The sequence below is a fragment of the Streptomyces sp. NPDC088915 genome, from assembly GCF_044749825.1.
Taxonomy (GTDB): domain Bacteria; phylum Actinomycetota; class Actinomycetes; order Streptomycetales; family Streptomycetaceae; genus Streptomyces.
Window position 1 is genome coordinate 259,057 of sequence record NZ_JBIVIR010000002.1, and the last position, 16,219, is coordinate 275,275.

13 protein-coding genes are annotated in these 16,219 nt (G+C 75.5%); 9 read left to right on the plus strand and 4 right to left on the minus strand.

Annotated elements, in window-relative coordinates; all coding sequences use genetic code 11:
* Nucleotide 1: 1 nt before the first annotated feature.
* From ACIP5O_RS04800 to ACIP5O_RS04840, 9 genes are all read left to right on the plus strand, one after another.
* Nucleotides 2-1,366 (plus strand): diaminobutyrate--2-oxoglutarate transaminase family protein, encoded by a 1,365-nt coding sequence (locus ACIP5O_RS04800; RefSeq protein ID WP_401288621.1) that lies wholly within the window; start codon nt 2-4, stop codon nt 1,364-1,366.
* 74 nt (nt 1,367-1,440) lie between these two features.
* A complete protein-coding gene (locus ACIP5O_RS04805; protein WP_401288624.1) occupies nt 1,441-2,148 on the plus strand; it encodes a hypothetical protein in 708 nt (235 codons plus the stop codon).
* On the plus strand, nt 2,145-3,518 hold the full coding sequence (locus tag ACIP5O_RS04810; protein WP_401288626.1) for an MFS transporter: 1,374 nt from the start codon (nt 2,145-2,147) through the stop codon (nt 3,516-3,518). Before ACIP5O_RS04805 ends, ACIP5O_RS04810 begins: the two co-directional genes overlap by 4 nt.
* Before the next feature lie 7 nt (nt 3,519-3,525).
* On the plus strand, nt 3,526-4,815 hold the full coding sequence (locus ACIP5O_RS04815) for an amidohydrolase (protein ID WP_401288629.1): 1,290 nt from the start codon (nt 3,526-3,528) through the stop codon (nt 4,813-4,815).
* Complete coding sequence (locus tag ACIP5O_RS04820) at nt 4,812-6,062, plus strand: acetyl-CoA carboxylase biotin carboxylase subunit family protein (protein WP_401288631.1); 1,251 nt, start codon at nt 4,812-4,814, stop codon at nt 6,060-6,062. Before ACIP5O_RS04815 ends, ACIP5O_RS04820 begins: the two co-directional genes overlap by 4 nt.
* A gap of 118 nt (nt 6,063-6,180) precedes the next feature.
* Nucleotides 6,181-8,793 carry an ATP-grasp domain-containing protein gene (locus ACIP5O_RS04825; RefSeq protein ID WP_401288634.1) on the plus strand — a complete coding sequence of 871 codons (2,613 nt, stop codon included), beginning with the start codon at nt 6,181-6,183 and terminating at the stop codon, nt 8,791-8,793.
* Complete coding sequence (locus ACIP5O_RS04830; RefSeq protein WP_401288637.1) at nt 8,790-10,199, plus strand: MFS transporter; 1,410 nt, start codon at nt 8,790-8,792, stop codon at nt 10,197-10,199. Before ACIP5O_RS04825 ends, ACIP5O_RS04830 begins: the two co-directional genes overlap by 4 nt.
* Nucleotides 10,196-11,410, plus strand: coding sequence for a PLP-dependent aminotransferase family protein (locus ACIP5O_RS04835; RefSeq protein ID WP_401288639.1), 1,215 nt, complete (start codon nt 10,196-10,198; stop codon nt 11,408-11,410). Before ACIP5O_RS04830 ends, ACIP5O_RS04835 begins: the two co-directional genes overlap by 4 nt.
* 124 nt (nt 11,411-11,534) lie before the next feature.
* Complete coding sequence (locus ACIP5O_RS04840) at nt 11,535-11,909, plus strand: nuclear transport factor 2 family protein (protein ID WP_121828153.1); 375 nt, start codon at nt 11,535-11,537, stop codon at nt 11,907-11,909.
* A gap of 36 nt (nt 11,910-11,945) precedes the next feature.
* Here the strand turns inward: ACIP5O_RS04840 and ACIP5O_RS04845 are convergent, their stop codons facing one another.
* From ACIP5O_RS04845 to ACIP5O_RS04860, 4 genes are read right to left on the minus strand one after another with little or no spacing between them, the layout of a single operon-like run.
* Complete coding sequence (locus ACIP5O_RS04845) at nt 11,946-12,620, minus strand: response regulator (RefSeq protein WP_401288642.1); 675 nt, start codon at nt 12,618-12,620, stop codon at nt 11,946-11,948.
* Nucleotides 12,617-13,969, minus strand: a complete 1,353-nt coding sequence (locus ACIP5O_RS04850; protein WP_401288645.1) for a sensor histidine kinase — start codon at nt 13,967-13,969, stop codon at nt 12,617-12,619. Before ACIP5O_RS04850 ends, ACIP5O_RS04845 begins: the two co-directional genes overlap by 4 nt.
* 40 nt (nt 13,970-14,009) lie before the next feature.
* Nucleotides 14,010-15,152: an acyltransferase gene (locus tag ACIP5O_RS04855; protein ID WP_401289330.1), complete on the minus strand. Its 1,143-nt coding sequence runs from the start codon at nt 15,150-15,152 to the stop codon at nt 14,010-14,012.
* Nucleotides 15,153-15,195: 43 nt separating this feature from the next.
* Complete coding sequence (locus ACIP5O_RS04860; RefSeq protein WP_401288648.1) at nt 15,196-16,173, minus strand: alpha/beta hydrolase; 978 nt, start codon at nt 16,171-16,173, stop codon at nt 15,196-15,198.
* Nucleotides 16,174-16,219: the final 46 nt, after the last annotated feature.

Genomic DNA, 16,219 nt, shown 5'->3' on the forward strand with positions numbered 1-16,219 from the left:
CGTGACCACCCGCGCGACCGCCCCCACACCGGACACCGCCCCCACACCGGACGAGATCTACGCGTACGTCCGGGCCCGCGAATCCGGCGCCCGCACCTACGCCACCGCTTTCGGCCAGGTCCTCCAGGACGGGCACGGCGCCCGCGTCCGCGACGGCCACGGCACCGAGTACCTCGACTGCCTGGCCGCCGCCGGCACCCTCGCCCTCGGCCACAACCACCCCGAGATCCTGCGCCGGGTGGGCGAGTACCTGGAATCCGGCCAGGTGCAGCAGGCCCTCGACCTGACCACCCCCGCCAAGTACGCCTTCCTGTCGGCGCTCTACGCGCACCTGCCCGGCACGATGGCGGACACCTTCCGCACCCAGTTCTGCGGGCCCGCCGGGGCGGACGCCACCGAGGCCGCGATCAAGCTCTTCAAGACCGCCACCGGCCGCCGCACGGTCCTCTCCTTCCACGGCGCCTACCACGGCATGACGGCCGGCTCGCTGGCCCTCACCGGCAACCTGGGCGCCAAGGAGGCCGTGCCCTCCCTCATGCCGGACGTGCACCACCTGCCGTACCCCTACGACTACCGCTGCCCCTTCGGGCTCGGCGGCGACCAGGGCGTCCGGGTCGGCCTCACCTACATCGAGCGGCTGCTCACCGACCCCGAGAGCGGCATCACCAAGCCCGCCGCCGTCTTCGTGGAGGCCGTGCAGGGCGAGGGCGGCGTGATCGCCGCGCCCCCCGAGTGGCTGCGCGGGCTGCGCGAGATCACCGCCCGCCTCGACATCCCGCTCGTCCTCGACGAGATCCAGGCCGGCTGGGGCCGCACCGGCACCATGTGGGCCTTCGAGGGGTCCGGCATCGAACCCGACGCCGTCCTCGTCTCCAAGGCGGTCGGCGGCGGCTTCCCGCTCGCCCTGATGCTTTACCACGGCAAGTACGACGCCTGGCGGCCCGGCGCCCACGCGGGCACCTTCCGCGGCAACCAGATCGCCCTGGTGGCGGGCGCCGCCGCCCTGGAGGTCTTGGCCGAAGAAGGACTCGTGGAGAAGGCCGCCGTCAAGGGAGAGTTGCTCGGCGGCCTGCTGCGGCGCCTCGCCCTCACCCGTCCGGAGATCGGCGACGTCCGCGGCAGGGGCCTGATGTGGGGCGTCGAGCTCGTCGACCCGGACGGCGAGGCCGACGCCCTGGGCGCCCGGCCCGCCGACGGCGACCGCGCCCGCCGCGTCAAGAAGGCCTGCCTGGAACACGGACTGCTCCTGGAGAGCGGCGGTCGGCACGGCGCCGTGCTCCGGCTCCTTCCGCCCCTCACCATCACGGAGGAAGAGATCCACGAGGTGGTCGGCGCCCTGGAGAAGGCCCTCATCGACTGCGCCTGAGGGCGCGCCCGAGGGCCCGCTCCCGGGAGCGGGGCACCTCGCGAACAACGCGACGACGTGAAGGAACGAAGCACATGACGACGGCAACCGGTGCCGGGCAGTGGCGGGTCGACTTCGACGCCGAGGTGGTCTTCAGCAACGGCGGCTCCCTGCGGACCGAGGGCTTCCGCCTCGACATCCCCGGTGACGACATCGACGACGCCGCCCTGGGCGAACTCCTCGTGCGCCACCTGGGGCTGCTGATGGTCGGCGGCACCACCATCAGCCGCAAGGAGCTGATCCGGGAGCCGCACAAGGGCTCGCGGAACACCGGGACGGAGGACGGCGCCCCCGTCCGCCGCACGGTCGACCTGACCGGGCCCGGCACCCTCCTCGACCGGCCCGCCGGGGCGCCGGAGGGCATCGAGGGCCTGGTCGACCTGCCCGTCGCCCTGGTCCGGCTCGTGGGCGTCGCCGAACCGGTCGCCGACCGGCTCGCGCTCGCCCCCTTCGAGCCGGCCGGGCACGCCGTCGTCGTCCACACCGGCCGCCCGGACGGTCCCTTCCTCACCCCGGACGCCGTCGCGCTCCTCGCCGGGCGCGGCGCCGCCCTGGTCGCCACCGACAGCGCCGAGCGCGACGACCCGGCGGCCAAGGCCCTCGCCGAGGCCGGCATCCCGGTCCTCACGGGCCTGACCGGCCTGGCGGACCTCCCGGCCGTCGGCGCCCGCCTGCACGCGGTCCCGCACCCGGCCGGACACGGCGACGGGGACGGCGTACGGGCGTACGGGGTGGCCGAATGAGCACCTCGGAGATAGGCACGGGGGCGGTGCCCCCGGCCGGGACGACGGTCCCGGCGGCACCGGCCGAAGGCACCGCCCCCGCACCCGGCACCACCCCCGCCCGCAAGCCCCGCCGCGAGCTGCTCGCCGCCAGTGTCGGGTCCGTCGTGGAGGCGTACGACTGGACGATCTACGGCGTGCTCGCGCCGTACTTCGCCGAGCAGTTGTTCCCCGGCTCCTCGCCCACCGCCCGGCTGATCGCCGCCTACCTCGGCTTCGCGCTCGGCTTCCTCGTGCGCCCGCTCGGCAGCGTCGTCATCGGGCGGCTCACCGACACCCGGGGGCGCCGCTTCGGACTCACCCTCACCGTCGGCCTGATCGCGGCCGGTTCGCTGCTCCTGGCGGTGATTCCCGGCCACGCGTCGATCGGCCTCGCGGCCCCGCTCCTCGTGGTCGCCGCCCGGCTCGTGCAGGGCCTGTCCGTCGGGGCCGAGAACCCGAGCGCCGCCGCGTACGTCACCGAGACGGCCCCCGGCCGCAGCCGGTACTTCTACAGCGCCGTCTCCTACGGCGGCGTGGTCCTCGGCAGCGCCCTGTCGTTCGTCGTGCTCAGCGTCCTGCTCGGCGTGTTCGGGGAGGCGGGCGTCGAGGACGGCGCCTGGCGCCTCGCCTTCGTCTTCGGCGCCCTGCTCGGCCTGACGGCCCTGTGGATCCGGCGCGGCGCGGCCGAGAGCGAGGTCTTCACCCAGGACGCCCGCGAACGGAAGCGCGCGCCCGCCGCCGCGAGCCCCTGGCCCGTCCTGCGGGCCCACCTCGGGCCGCTCTCCGTCGTGTTCGCGATCACCTCCGGCGCCACCACCGTCTTCTACTTCCTCACGGTCGACTTCCCGGCGTACGCCGCCGACGCGGGCGCCGCCACCAAGGAGGAGGCCTCCGGGGCCCTGCTCCTCGGCATGGTGGCCCTCCTCGCCGGCATGCTCGCCGCCGGGAGGGCGGCCGACCGGTTCGGGGCCCTGCCCGTCCTGCGCACCGGCTTCGCCGGGCTCGCGCTCGGCTCCGTACCGCTGCTCGCCGGCATGGTCGCGGGCCGCGTGCCCGTCCCGGTCGTCACGGTGGTGCTGCTCTTCCTGCTCGCCCTGCCCCTCGCCGTCAGCAACGTCTTCGCGGGGCAGCTCTTCCCGCCCGCCGTCCGCGCGGTCGCCGTCGGCCTGCCCGCCGCCCTCGCGATCAGCCTCTTCGGCGGCACCTTCCCGGCCCTCGCCGAGTGGCTGCGCTCCACCGGCCACGGCGGCTGGGTGCCGTGGTGGCCGGCGGTCACCTGCGCGGCGGCGCTGCTCGCCTCCTGGGGCGTGCGCGAGCACCCCCTTCCCGACACCCCCGTCTCCGAGTGAGGACGCCATGGACTCCCTGACCGCAGTGCTCGACGCGCTGGAACCGCTGTTCCCCGCCCTGGAGGCCGACTACCAGGACCTGCACGCCCACCCCGAGCTCGCCTTCCAGGAGAAGCGGACGGCGGCCCTGGTCGCGGAGCGGCTCGCGGCGCAGGGCGGCTGGGAGGTCACCACCGGCGTGGGCCGCACCGGCGTGGTCGCCGTCCTGCGCAACGGCGAGGGCCCCGTGGTCATGCTCCGCGCCGACATGGACGCCCTGCCGGTCAAGGAGGCCACGGGCCTGCCGTACGCGAGCACCGCGACCGCCACCGACGACTCCGGCGCCGAGGTCCCGGTGATGCACGCCTGCGGCCACGACCTGCACGTGGCCGCCCTGCTCGGGGCGTGCGCGCTGCTCTCCTCCCGCACGGACCACTGGAAGGGCACGGTCGTGGCCGTCTTCCAGCCCGGCGAGGAGAGCGGCTACGGCGCCCGCTCGATGGTCGACGACGGCCTGTTCGAGCGCTTCCCGAAGCCGGACGTCATCCTCGGCCAGCACGTGGGCCCCGGCCCCGTCGGGCTCATCGCCACCTGCCCCGGCACCGTCATGGGCGCCACGGACTCGATCACGGTCAAGCTCTTCGGGCGCGGCGGCCACGGCTCCAAGCCGGAGTCGGCCGTGGACCCGGTCCTCATGGCCGCCTCCCTGGTCCTGCGGCTCCAGACCATCGTGTCCCGCGAGACCCCCGCCCAGGAACCGGTGGTGGTCACCGTCGGCAAGCTCCACGCGGGCACCACGGCCGCGGTCATCCCGGACACGGCCGAGCTCGGCATCAACGTCCGCACCAGCTCGGCCCCCGTCCGCGACAAGGTCCTCGCCGCCATCGAGCGCCTGGCCAAGGCGGAGTCCGACGCGGCCGGCGCGACCGCAGAGCCGGAGATCACCTCCGTCTACCACCTGCCGATGACGGTCAACGACACGGCCGCCGCCGAGCGGGTCGCCGACGCGCACCGGAAGGCCTTCGGCGACGGGGCCGTGATGACGATGGGCCCGACCACGGCCAGCGAGGACTTCGGCATCCTGGCCACGGCGGCGCGGGTGCCGTCCGTGTACTGGTTCTGGGGCGGCCTCGACCCGGAGGTGTTCACGGCCGCGTTCGCCGCCGGCCGCCTGGACGAGGACATCCCGCAGAACCACGCCCCCACCTTCGCCCCGCAGTCCGGGCCCGCCCTGCTCGTCGGCGTCCGCTCGATGGTGGCCGCCGCCCTGTCCTGGCTGTCCGGCACCCCGGCGGACGCGGAGGGGACGGAGTCATGACCAGGACCCGCCCGCACGTGACGGTCCTGCACCGCTGGCGGGACACCCACGCGCTCTACGCCGACTACGTCGACCACGGCACCCACCGGGTCACGTACATCAGCACCGAACTCGGCCGGACCTCCGTGCCCGGGGACGCCGAGGCCGTCGTCACCGTCGGCCTCACCGACGACCTGCCCGCCGTACGGGCGGCCCTCACCGTGCTGATCGAGCGGTACGGCCCGCCGGAGGCGCTGCTCGCCCTCAACGAGGGCGACCTCGACACGGCGGCCCTGGTCCGCGAGGAGTTCGGGATCGCCGGGCAGACCCCGGAGGAGCTGGCGGTCTTCCGCGACAAGCTCCTGATGTGCACGACGGTGGCCGCCGCCGGCATCCCGGTGCCGGAGCTCGCCCACGTCCCCGACACCGACGCCGTACGGGAGTTCGGGCGGGCGCACGGCTGGCCGCTGGTCTGCAAGCCCCACCGGGGCACCGCCAGCAGGGGAGTGGTCCGGCTCGACTCCGGGGCCGACCTGGACGCGCACCCGGAGCTGGCCGCCGACCTCGCGGCCGAGCCGTTCCTCGCCCAGGCGTACGTCGACGCCCCGATCCTGCACATCGACGGCCTCTGGGAGGGCGACCGGCTCGGCGGCTGGACCGCCTCCCGCTACGTGGGCGGCACCTGCGCCGACTTCACCCAGGGCAACTGGCTGGGCTCGGTCGAGGAGGACGACCCGGTGCTGCTCGCCGCCGTGGAGCCGTTCGCCGCCGCCGTCGGGGCCGCCCTCGGCGGGGGCCGGCCGTGGGTCTTCCACCTGGAGGCGTTCGTCACCCGGGGCGCGGACGGCGGACCCGCCCTGGTCTTCCTGGAGTGCGGGGCCCGGGTCGGTGGCGGCGAGATCCCCTTCACCTGGCGGGACGTCCACGGTGCCGACCTGATGGCCGCGGCGGCCGACATCCAGCTCGGCCGGGTGCCGGTCCTGCCCGCCCTGAAGACCGGCGAGGTCGGGGGCTACCTGCTCCTGCCGCTGCCCGTCCCCGCGCCCTGCCTCGTCGAGCGCGCCGACTGGACCGCGCCGCCCGCCGAGGAGCGCAAGCCGTACGCGGTGCTGCACGTGCCCGTCGGCCAGCGGGTGCCCCCGATCAGCGGATACGAGCACGTCGGCACCCGCTTCCGCTTCCGCGGCCCGTCCACCGCCGCCGTGGAGGACGCCATCGAGACCTCCGCGAACGGCTTCCGGCTCACCTGCACCCCTCTGGACACGTAACCGGCCCGAGTCCCAGCACCGGTCCGCACCCGCACTCGCACCACCGGGGTCCCAGCACCACCCGCACCGCCTGCCCCACCCCGCACCGCATCGGAAAGGAACACCCACCGTGTCCGTCATGACCACCGAACGCCCGCGCGTCATCCTGGTCGGCAGCCGCATCCGCCAGTACCGGGAGTACGCGCTCGCCTCCCTCGCCGCGCGGTACGAGGTCACCCTGATCGCCCCCGAGGCGCCCAGCTGGCAGGCGAAGTACGTCGACACCCACCGGATCGCCGACACGACGGACGCGCACAAGCTGTTCCCCTCCGTCGCCGACCTGCGCGGCGAGGTCGCCGAGGCCGCGATCGTCACCTGGGACGAGTGGTCGCTCGCCGCCGTCTCCTCGGTGGCCGCGCGCCTCGGCCTGCGGGCCATGGACCCGGCCGCCGCCAGGATCTGCCGCGACAAGTACGCCACCCGCCAGGCCCTGGAGGCCGCCGGGATGGCGGCCGTCCGCCACGCCCCGGCCGCCAGCGAGGACGAGGCCGTCGCCGCCGCCGAGGCCATCGGCTTCCCCGTCGTCGTCAAGCCCCGCACCCTCGGCGGCAGCTTCGGCGTCATGGTGGCCCGCGACGCCGACGGCCTGCGCCAGGCCTACCGGCTCGCCGCCGCCAGCCGCCTCCAGGGCGCCGGCACCGCCGACACCGTCCTCGTCGAGGAGTACGTCGAGGGCCCCGAACTGAGCGTCGACAGCACCGTCGTGGACGGCGTCGTCACCCCCGTCTGCGTCGCCCGCAAGCGCCTCGGCCCCCAGCCGTACTTCGAGGAGGTCGGCCACCTGGTCACCGGCTGGAAGGACGAGCCCTGGGCCGAGGCCGTCGTCGAGCTGGTCAGGGACTCCCACCGGGCCGTCGGCGTCGACTACGGCGTCACCCACACCGAGCTGCGCGTCAGCGCCGACGGGCCGCGCCTGATCGAGCTGAACGGACGCCTGGGCGGCGACCTCATCCCGCACGTCCACCGGCTCGCCACCGGCATCGACCTGGCGGTCGCCGCCGCCGAGATCGCCTTCGAGCGCGTCCCCGACCTCACCCCGACCCGCGCGCTCAGCGGCGAGATCCGCTTCCTCTACCCCTCGTACGACGGCACCATCGACCGGGTCGTCCTGCCCGACCCCTCCGAGGTCGACGGCCTGGTCGAGGCCGTGGCCCTCGTCGAGCCCGGCGACGAGCTCCAGCTCCCGCCGCGCGGCCTCACCCCGCGCTCGGCCGCCCTCATCGCCGTCGGCGAGGACCCGGTCGAGACCCGCCGCGCCCTGGACCGGGCCGAGGGCCTCTCCCGCACCGAGGTGACCGGCGCGAGCACCCACAAGCTCGGCGCCCGCGTCGAGAACGCCGTCACCCGCCGCTTCTTCGACCACGAGCGCACCGCCGCCCGCATGACGGTCTCCGGCGTCCGGGGCGTCGAGTGGTTCCGCTACGGCGCCGGCGGCGGCGAGGGCCTCAACCGCCCCGTCTTCCTCAGCGCCGAGGACGTCGCCGGCCTCGAACACGACCTCAACGGCCTCTTCGAGCTCCTGAAGTCCGTCCCCGAGCGCCTCTTCGGCGGCGACCTGCGCGCCTTCGCCAAGGCCGTCGGCATGAGCGACACCCAGGCCGACCTGGTCCTGCGCGGCGCGGTCGACGAGATCCCGCCGCTGTCCCGCGCCGACCTCTACCGCGAGACCGGCGGCTTCCGCCTCATGGAGCTGAACACCGGCACCTCGCTCGGCGGCTGGCAGATGGGCGAGTTCGCCCGCGCCCTGATCAAGGACGAGGAGTTCGCGGCCTTCGCCGCCGCCGAGGACCTGGTCTACCCCGACCCGCTGGCCCGCATCACCGACGTGCTGCGCCGCCAGGCCCCCTCCCTCGCCGGGACCGAGCGCCCGCTGCTCGCCATCACCGACTGGCCCGACGGCTTCGAGAAGTCCAAGTGCTGGATGGAGTTCGTCGTCCCCGCCTTCAAGGACCTCGGCTTCGAACCGGTCGTCTGCCACCTCGGGGACTTCACCTACGAGGAAGGCAAGGTCGTGTACGACGGGCGGCGCGTCGACGTCGTCTACCGCCTGTTCCTGCCCGGCGAGATGCCGGACGAGCCGCGCACGTACGACCTCGTCAACCCGCTCCTGGACGCCGCCGAGGCCGGGCAGGTCGAGCTGTTCGCCTCGCTCGACTGCGAGCTGTACGGCAACAAGGGCAGCCTCGCGATGCTCAGCGACGAGCGCAACCGGGCCGCCCTCACCGAGGAGGAGCGCGCCCTCGTCGACCGGATCCTGCCCTGGACCCGCTTCGTGCGCGACGAGAAGGTCACCTTCGAGGGCGAGAAGATCGACCTCCTGCCGTACGCCGTCGCCAACAAGGACCTCCTGGTCCTCAAGCCCACGCTGCTCTACGGCGGCGTCGGCGTCACCCCCGGCTGGACCACCGACCAGAAGGAGTGGGTGGAGAAGCTCCACCAGGCCGTCGGCGGCCCCTTCGTCCTCCAGCGCCGCCTGCTCCCGACCACCGAGCGCTTCCTCTCCGAGGACGGCGTCACCACCGAGGACATGGCCGTCGCCTACGGCACCCTCATGGTCGACGGGAAGTACGCCGGAACCCTGGCCCGGGGCGTCACCGACCCGGCCGTCGGCATCGTCAGCATGCTGCGCGGCGCCCAGATCGGCTGCGCCTTCCACGTGGCCGACCCGGCCTCCGGCGAGGGGGAAGCGTGACCGGGTCGACCGACTCGCACGACCCGAACGGCTCGCACGGCCCGACGGAACCGGCCGACCCCACCGGGTCGGCCGGCCCGGCGGCCCCCGGCGACGGCGCACCCGCCGCCGCCGGGGGCCGCGAGCGCGGCGCGCTGTGGCGCGACGCCGAGTTCATGAAGTTCTGGACGGGCGAGGGCATCTCCCAGATCGGCGCCCAGGTCACCACCCTGGCGCTGCCCCTGACCGCGGTGCTCACCCTGGACGCGTCCTCCTCCCAGGTCGGCCTGGTGAACGCCGCCTCCTACGCCCCGTTCCTGCTCGTCACCCTGCTCGTCGGGGTCTGGGTCGACCGCGTCCGCCGCCGCCCGCTGATGATCACGGCGAACGTGGGACGCGCGCTGCTCGTCACGGCGGTCCCCCTGCTCGCCGTGACGGACCTGCTGCGCATCGAGTTCGTGTACGTGGCCGCGCTCCTCATCGGGGTGCTCACCGTCGTCTTCGACGTCGCCTACCAGTCGTACCTGCCGACCCTCATCGGCAAGGAACACCTGGTGGAGGGCAACAGCAAGCTCCAGGGCACCAGTTCCCTCGCGCAGATCGGCGGCCCCGGCCTCGCCGGTCTGCTCATCGGCTGGGTCACGGCGCCGTACGCCCTGCTCATCAACGGCGCCTCGTACCTGGTCTCGGTGGCCACGCTGCTCGCGGTCCGCCGGCCCGAGCCGCCGCCGGTCGTGCCCGAGCGGCCCGCCGGCCTGTGGAAGAGCGTCGGCGACGGCATCCGCATCATCTGGCACAACGCCCACCTGCGGGCCTGCGCCCTCCAGTCCGGGCTCTACAACTTCTGCTGGATGTCGCTCCAGACCGTCTTCGTGCTCTACGCGGCCCGGCGCCTGGACCTCTCCCCGGGGACGATCGGCCTGCTGCTCGGCACCGGCGCGGTCGGCTCGCTCGGCGGCTCCCTGGTGGCCCGGAGCCTGAAGCGGACGATGGGGCTCGGCCCCGCGATCCTGACGGCGCTCGTGCTGTGCTGCGCCGCCCCGGTGATCATCCCGCTGGCCCCGGCGAACGACGGGATCCTCACCCTCGTCCTGTTCGTCGCCGCGTTCGCGCTGATCGGCGCGGGCGGCACGATGGCCAACATCCACATCATCAGCCTGCGCCAGTCCATCACCCCGGACGAGCTGCTCGGCCGGATGAACGCCGGCTACCGCTTCGTGTCCTGGGGGATGCTCCCGCTCGGCGCGCTCGTCGGCGGCCGGCTCGGCGACCTGATCGGGCTGCGCGAGACGCTCTTCGTGACCGCCGGGGCCTTCCTCTCGGCGGTCCTCGTGGTGCTGCTCTCCCCGGTCTGGCGGCTGAAGGAGTTCCCGCCGCAGATCGGCGCGGAGCCGGGGGCGACGGAGAAGACGGCGGTGACGTCATGACGGAAGACTCCTCCGGGGACTTCTCCGGCCTCCTGGCCCGGCGCACCTCCTGGGGCCGCTCGGACGCCATCGACCGCATCCTGTCGGCCGCGAACGCGCCGGGCGTCCTGTCGATGGCCGGGGGCATCCCGGCCCCCGACAGCTTCCCCGTCGCCCGCCTCGCCGAGGTGACGGACCGGGTCCTCTCCCGGTCGGGCGCCTCGGCCCTCCAGTACGCCCCGACGGCCGGCACCGCGCCGATGCGCGAGGCGGTGGCCCGGCGCGCGGGCGAGACCGGCGCGGCGGTCGGCCCGGAGCGGGCGATGGTCACCGGCGGCAGCCAGCAGGGCCTGGACCTGGTGGCCCGGACCCTCCTCGACGAGGGCGACCTGGTGGCCCTGGACGACCCCAGCTACCTGGGCGCCGTCCAGTCCTTCCGGGGCGCCGGGGCCCGGCTCCTGCCGCTCCCCACGGACCGCGACGGGATGCGCGTCGACGTCCTCGCGGAGCGGCTCGCCACCGGCGCCCGGCCCAAACTGGTCTACGTCGTCCCGCACTTCCACAACCCCACCGGCGGCGTGCTCACCACGGAGCGCCGCCGGGAGCTGGCGGCCCTGGCCGACCGGTACGGCTTCCTGATCGTCGAGGACGACCCGTACGGCGACCTGGCGTTCGACGGGGAGCGGCTGCCGTCCACGGACGTGCACGGCGACCGGGTGATCCGGCTGATGAGCCTGTCGAAGACGCTCTGCCCGGGGTTCCGGGTGGCCGGCCTGACCGCCCCGGCGGGCCTGCTCGGCGAACTGGTGGCGGCCAAGCAGAGCAGCGACCTCCAGACGAACACCTTCGGGCAGCACGTCCTCGCCGAACTCCTCGGCGACCCGGCGTTCCTGCCCGCCCACCTCGCCCGGCTGCGCACCCTGTACGGGGACAAGGCGCGGGCGACGGCGGCGCTGCTGCGCGAGCGGCTGCCGTGGCTCGTCTTCGACGACCCGCGCGGCGGCCTGTTCTTCTGGTGCTCCGTGGACGACCCCCGGGTCACCTCGGACCTGCTGTACGCACACGCCCTGGCCCAGGGGCTCGCGCTCGTGCCCGGAGCGCCGTTCTGCATCGAGCAGGACGGCTCCCGGCTGCTGCGGCTCTCCTTCGCGACCCTCGACGAGGAGCAGCGGAGGGAGGGCGTCTCCCGCCTTGCGACGGCCTTCGACAAGGCCAGGGCCGACGCGTACTGAACCACCCCTTCCCGAGGGCCGCACCCGCCCCACCGCACCCGCCCCACCGGTGCGCGCCGAACCACCCTCCCGGCGCGCACCGCCCCGCCCTTCCGACGACGACACGCAACGAAGGAGCACGGTCATGACGGCACGCACACACCCCCCGGTGACCGCCGACTCGCTGGTGGCCCGGCTGTTCCAGGTGGTCGACTCCCGCTCGTGGGACGACCTCGGCGAGGTCTTCGCCGACGACGCGGTCTACGAGCGCCCGGGCTACCCGGCCCTGGAGGGCCTGGACCGGATCCGCCACTTCTACGAGCACGAGCGGATCATCGCCTCGGGCGCCCACGAGGTCGACCAGGTCACCGGCGGCCTCGCCGCGGCGGCCTGCTGGGGCCGCTTCCGGGGCGCGAGCCGCGACGGCACCGCCCTGGACGAGGGCTTCGCCGACACGTACCTGGTCCGGGACGGCAAGATCGCGTACCGGAGGACGTACTTCTACCGCGCGGCGATCTGACGCGGGGCCGGGCCCCGGACGTGGCCCGGGGCCCGGTCACCGTCCGCCGGGGCGGACCAGGCCGCTCTCGTACGCGTGGACGGCGGCCTGGGTCCGGTCGCGCAGGGACAGCTTGGTGAGGATGCGGCTCACGTAGGTCTTCACCGTCTGCTCGGCGACGACGATCCGGTCCGCGATCTCGGCGTTGGACAACCCCTGCGCGATGAGCGCCAGGACCTCGGTCTCGCGCTCCGACAGACCGCCCAGGCGCTCCGCGGGCCGCACGTGCGGGGCGGGGCTGAGCCGGGCGAACTCCGCGATCAGCCGCTTGGTCAGCCGGGGCGCGAGCAGGGCGTCGCCGCGCGCCACGACCCGTATCGCCTCGGCGAGTTCCTCGGCCGACGCGTCCTTGAGGAGGAAGCCGGACGCACCGGCGCGCAGCGCCTCGTACACGTACTCGTCCAGGTCGAAGGTGGTCAGCACGAGCACCTTGACGGTGGCGTCGGCGGGGGCGGTGAGCAGCCGGGTGGCCTCGATGCCGCCGGTGCCGGGCATCCGGACGTCCATGAGGACGACGTCGGGGGCGAGCGCCGCGACCTGGGCGACGGCGTCGGCGCCGTCGACGGCCTGGCCGACCACCTCGATGCCGGGTTCGGCGTTCAGCAGGACGGTGAAGCCCTGCCGCACCATGACCTGGTCGTCCGCGACGAGGACCCTGATGACGTCGTTCATGAACCGTCCTTCGTGGAGGTGGGCCCGGCCCCCGGGGCGTCGGCGGGCAGGACGGCCGTGACCTCCCAGCCGCCGTCGGCGGTGGGTCCCACGGCGAGTTCGCCGCCCAGCATGGCGGTGCGCTCCCGCATGCCGAGCAGTCCGTGACCGGGCTCCCGGGCGGGACCGGCGGGCGCGCGGCCGGCCGGCCGGGCGGCGGCGGTGTTGGTGACCCGGACGGTCAGCCCGGCCGGGTGGTGGTGGACCGACACCGAGACCCGGGCGCCGGGCGCGTGCCGCACGGCGTTGCTCAGCGCCTCCTGGACGATGCGGTACGCGGACAGCTCGGTGCCCGGGGAGAGCGGCCGGGGCGTGCCCCGGGTCCCGGCGGCGACGTCGAGCCCGGCGGCCCGGACGTTGGCGAGGAGGTCGTCCAGCCGGTCGAGCGTGGGCTGCGGGGCGTGCCGCACCCCGGCGGCGGCGTCGCCCGGGTCGCCGTCGCCGCGCAGGACGCCGAGGACGCGCCGGAGTTCGGTGAGGGCGTCCACGGCGTTCTGCCGGATGCCCGCCAGGTTCTCGCGGAGCTCGGGGGAGGGGTCGGCCACCAGGTGCGGGGCGACCTGGGCCTGGATCGAGATGACGGACATGTGGTGGGCGACGACGTCGTGGAGCTCGCGGGCGATGCGCCCGCGCTCCTCCAGGAGGGCGCGCCGGGCCCGTTCCCCGGCGGTCAGCTCCTCCTGCTCGACGAGGCGGCTGCGGGAGACGCGGGTCGCGCGCAGCGAGGTCCCGAGGACGACGGCGAGGGCGAGGGCGACGGCGCCCTGCACGAGGGTGTGGGGCCCCGGGACGTGGTGCGGGGCCGCGGCGCCGATCCCGGTCAGCAGGGAGACTCCGAGGGCGGCGGCGGAGGCGGCGGGGCGCACGCGGAGGGCGAGCAGGAGCAGCACGAGGGTGTGCAGCGCGATGCCCGGGGCGCTCCAGGGCCACGCGGCGCCGAAGACCGCCGAGGTCAGGGTGGCGAGGAGGGTGAGCGCGGCGACGGAGACCCACAGGGCGGCGGCGGGCCGGGAGAGGGCCAGGACGGGCGCGGCGCTCTGCAGGACGACGAGCAGCGGGACGGCGCCGGTGACGGGCTGCATGAAGCTCTCGTGGAGGTTCGCGTTCCAGACGCCCATGAGCACGCAGAACAGCACGACGTGCCCGTGGGCCAGCCGGCCGAGGTGGCGGTGGCGGGGCAGCGGGTCGCGGCGCCCCGGCCGCAGGTCGGCGCGCAGGACGCCCGGGACCGCGCGCAGGACGTCCGGGATTGCGCGCCGGGCATCCGGAACCGCGCGCAGCGCGCCCTCCCGCCGTGCCGTGTCCCCCAACGCGCTTCCCCCGCCCGTCCGTTCGTTCCTCCGCCACAGCCTATGCACGGGGTGCCTCCGTCGTGGTGCCGGGCCGCCGCGCGGGGGCCGGGGCGGTGCGTTCGTACGCGTGGAAGGCGGCGCCGCAGACCAGCAGCGCGCCCGCGAAGAGGGGGAGCCGGCCGAGCCGGGCGAGGACCCAGGCGTGGCCGTCGGGGACGGTGTGCAGACCGGCGAGCGGTCCGTGGCCGAGCAGGTCCGCGGTGAGGAGGCCGCCGGCGGTGACGGCGATCATCGCGGTCTGGTGCCAGAGGAAGACCGTCATGGCGCCGAGGTTGAGCAGGGCCACGGCCGTCCAGGCGGCGGGCCGGCGCAGGGCGCGCCGGAGCGGCCCGAGGAGCAGGAGCGCGCCGCCGCACTGGGCGAGGCCGAAGGTGACGGCGGCGAGCGTGGGCGGGTCGAGGTTCGAGACCGGCGCGCCGGGGACGCCCACCATGGAGGCCGGGTAGCCGGCGAGGGCGACGAGCAGGCCGGTCGCGGCCCCGCCGCCGAGGAGCAGCGTCCAGGCGGTGGCCGGGGCGAGCGGGCCGCGGCGGGCGAGGAGCGCGCCGAGGCAGTACGGGACGAGCCAGCCCGCGGGCAGGTTGAGCCAGCCGGTCGCGCCGGGCCCGTCGAGGCCGAAGCGGACCAGGTCGACGTGGAGGACGACGGCGAACGGCCACAGCGGGTGGACGCGCGCGACCAGCGGGGTGGCGGCGGTGAGGGCCGCCAGGACCAGGAGGAACCACAGCGGGGAGAGCACGAGCTTCCCGAGCGCCTGGACCGTCCGCCAGGGGACGCCGCAGGCGAGCATCCCGGCCGTGGCGGCGAGCCAGACCGCGAGCAGCGGGACGACGGGCCGGAACAGCCGGCGCAGCCGGGCGGCGGTCCAGCGTCCGCTGCCCTCGCCGCGGGCGCGGGCGGCGGCGTGGCCGCGGGCGGCGACGTACCCGCCGACCAGGAAGAACACCGCGAGGGTCTGGAACGCCCAGGAGACCGGGGTGAATTCGGGCAGGTGGCTCAGGGGGCTCTCGACGCGCAGGGTGCCGCTGTCGGCGACGAGGGCGGTGACGAGCCAGTGGCCGAGGACCACGCCGAGGACGGCGAGGGCGCGGTCGCGCTCGGGCGGGGTGGCGGCGACGGTCCGGCGGACGAGCGCCCGCACGGCCCCCCTCGGTCCGGTGGTCGGAGTGGTCACGGGGGTGGTCTCAGGCACGGTCCGGCTCCCTTCCGTCGACGATCCGGGCGAGGTTGCGCAGGGGTACGGAGCCGGGGACCAGGTAGTCGCTGTGGCCGCCGTCGCCGGCGGCGAACCGGCGGGCCCCGAACCCCGGCTCCACGGGATCGGCCCCGAAGCCGAGTTCGCCGCCCGCGGGGAGGGGGACGCGCCGGTGGGGCACGTCGGCGATCCAGTCGCCGTCGGCCCGCCCGGCCCAGACGATGGCGTCCGTGCGCAGGTCGGCGGCGCGGTCGGAGCCGGTGCCCGGGCTCCCGTAGAGGACGAGGGCGGCGACGGGCAGCCCGGCGGCGGCGCGGGCGCACACCACGGAGCCGTACGAGTGCCCGAGCAGGGTGATCCGGGCGCCGGGCCGCAGCCGCGCCAGCTCCCCGACGAACGAGCGGAGGGCGGGCGCCGCCCGGTCGGCGCGGCCGGGGGTGAGGGAGGCGGCGCTGCCGGTGGCGGGGGTGCGGTAGCCGAGCCAGGCGACGACGGCGGCCCGGGCGCCGAACTCCTCCCGGAGGGTGCGCCGGAGGGCGACGGCGCCGGCCCGGAAGCGCGCGTAGGCGTCGAGGCCGGTGTCGGCGCCGGGCACGAGGACCGCGATCCGCTCGGCCCGCGCGAGGTCCCCGACCACCTCCGCGCTCCGCCCGCCGTCCCGCCCGTCGAACTCCAGGAACCGCCGGTCCGCCCCGGCCATCGCCCGCAGCGACGCGGCCCTCAGCCGCGCCCCGTGCTCCTCCGCCGTCCGCGCGGCCTCCCCCAGCGCCGTCCGCTCCGCCGCGTAACGCGCTTCGAGCGCCGCGGCGAGCGCGTCCGGCCCGCCGTCCGCCCGCAGCGGCGCGACGGCGGGAGGCACGGGGGCCGGCACGTCGGCGGGCCGCGCGGCCCCGGCGACCGGCAGGGCGACGGCGGTGGTGACGACCGCGGCGAGCAGGGCGCGACGGAGGCGGGGGAGGGGCGCCATGGGGGTCCTTCCGTACGGGGGTGCGTTCCGTTACGGAAGGTAGGGA

What these genes read in the sequence shown, in the direction of transcription:
- ACIP5O_RS04805 (WP_401288624.1), top strand. Translation starts at nt 1,441, where the DNA reads ATGACGACGGCAACCGGTGCCGGGCAGTGGCGGGTCGACTTCGACGCC.
- ACIP5O_RS04810 (WP_401288626.1), top strand. Translation starts at nt 2,145, where the DNA reads ATGAGCACCTCGGAGATAGGCACGGGGGCGGTGCCCCCGGCCGGGACG.
- ACIP5O_RS04815 (WP_401288629.1), top strand. Translation starts at nt 3,526, where the DNA reads ATGGACTCCCTGACCGCAGTGCTCGACGCGCTGGAACCGCTGTTCCCC.
- ACIP5O_RS04820 (WP_401288631.1), top strand. Translation starts at nt 4,812, where the DNA reads ATGACCAGGACCCGCCCGCACGTGACGGTCCTGCACCGCTGGCGGGAC.
- ACIP5O_RS04825 (WP_401288634.1), top strand. Translation starts at nt 6,181, where the DNA reads ATGACCACCGAACGCCCGCGCGTCATCCTGGTCGGCAGCCGCATCCGC.
- ACIP5O_RS04835 (WP_401288639.1), top strand. Translation starts at nt 10,196, where the DNA reads ATGACGGAAGACTCCTCCGGGGACTTCTCCGGCCTCCTGGCCCGGCGC.
- ACIP5O_RS04840 (WP_121828153.1), top strand. Translation starts at nt 11,535, where the DNA reads ATGACGGCACGCACACACCCCCCGGTGACCGCCGACTCGCTGGTGGCC.
- ACIP5O_RS04845 (WP_401288642.1), bottom strand. Translation starts at nt 12,620, where the DNA reads ATGAACGACGTCATCAGGGTCCTCGTCGCGGACGACCAGGTCATGGTG.
- ACIP5O_RS04860 (WP_401288648.1), bottom strand. Translation starts at nt 16,173, where the DNA reads ATGGCGCCCCTCCCCCGCCTCCGTCGCGCCCTGCTCGCCGCGGTCGTC.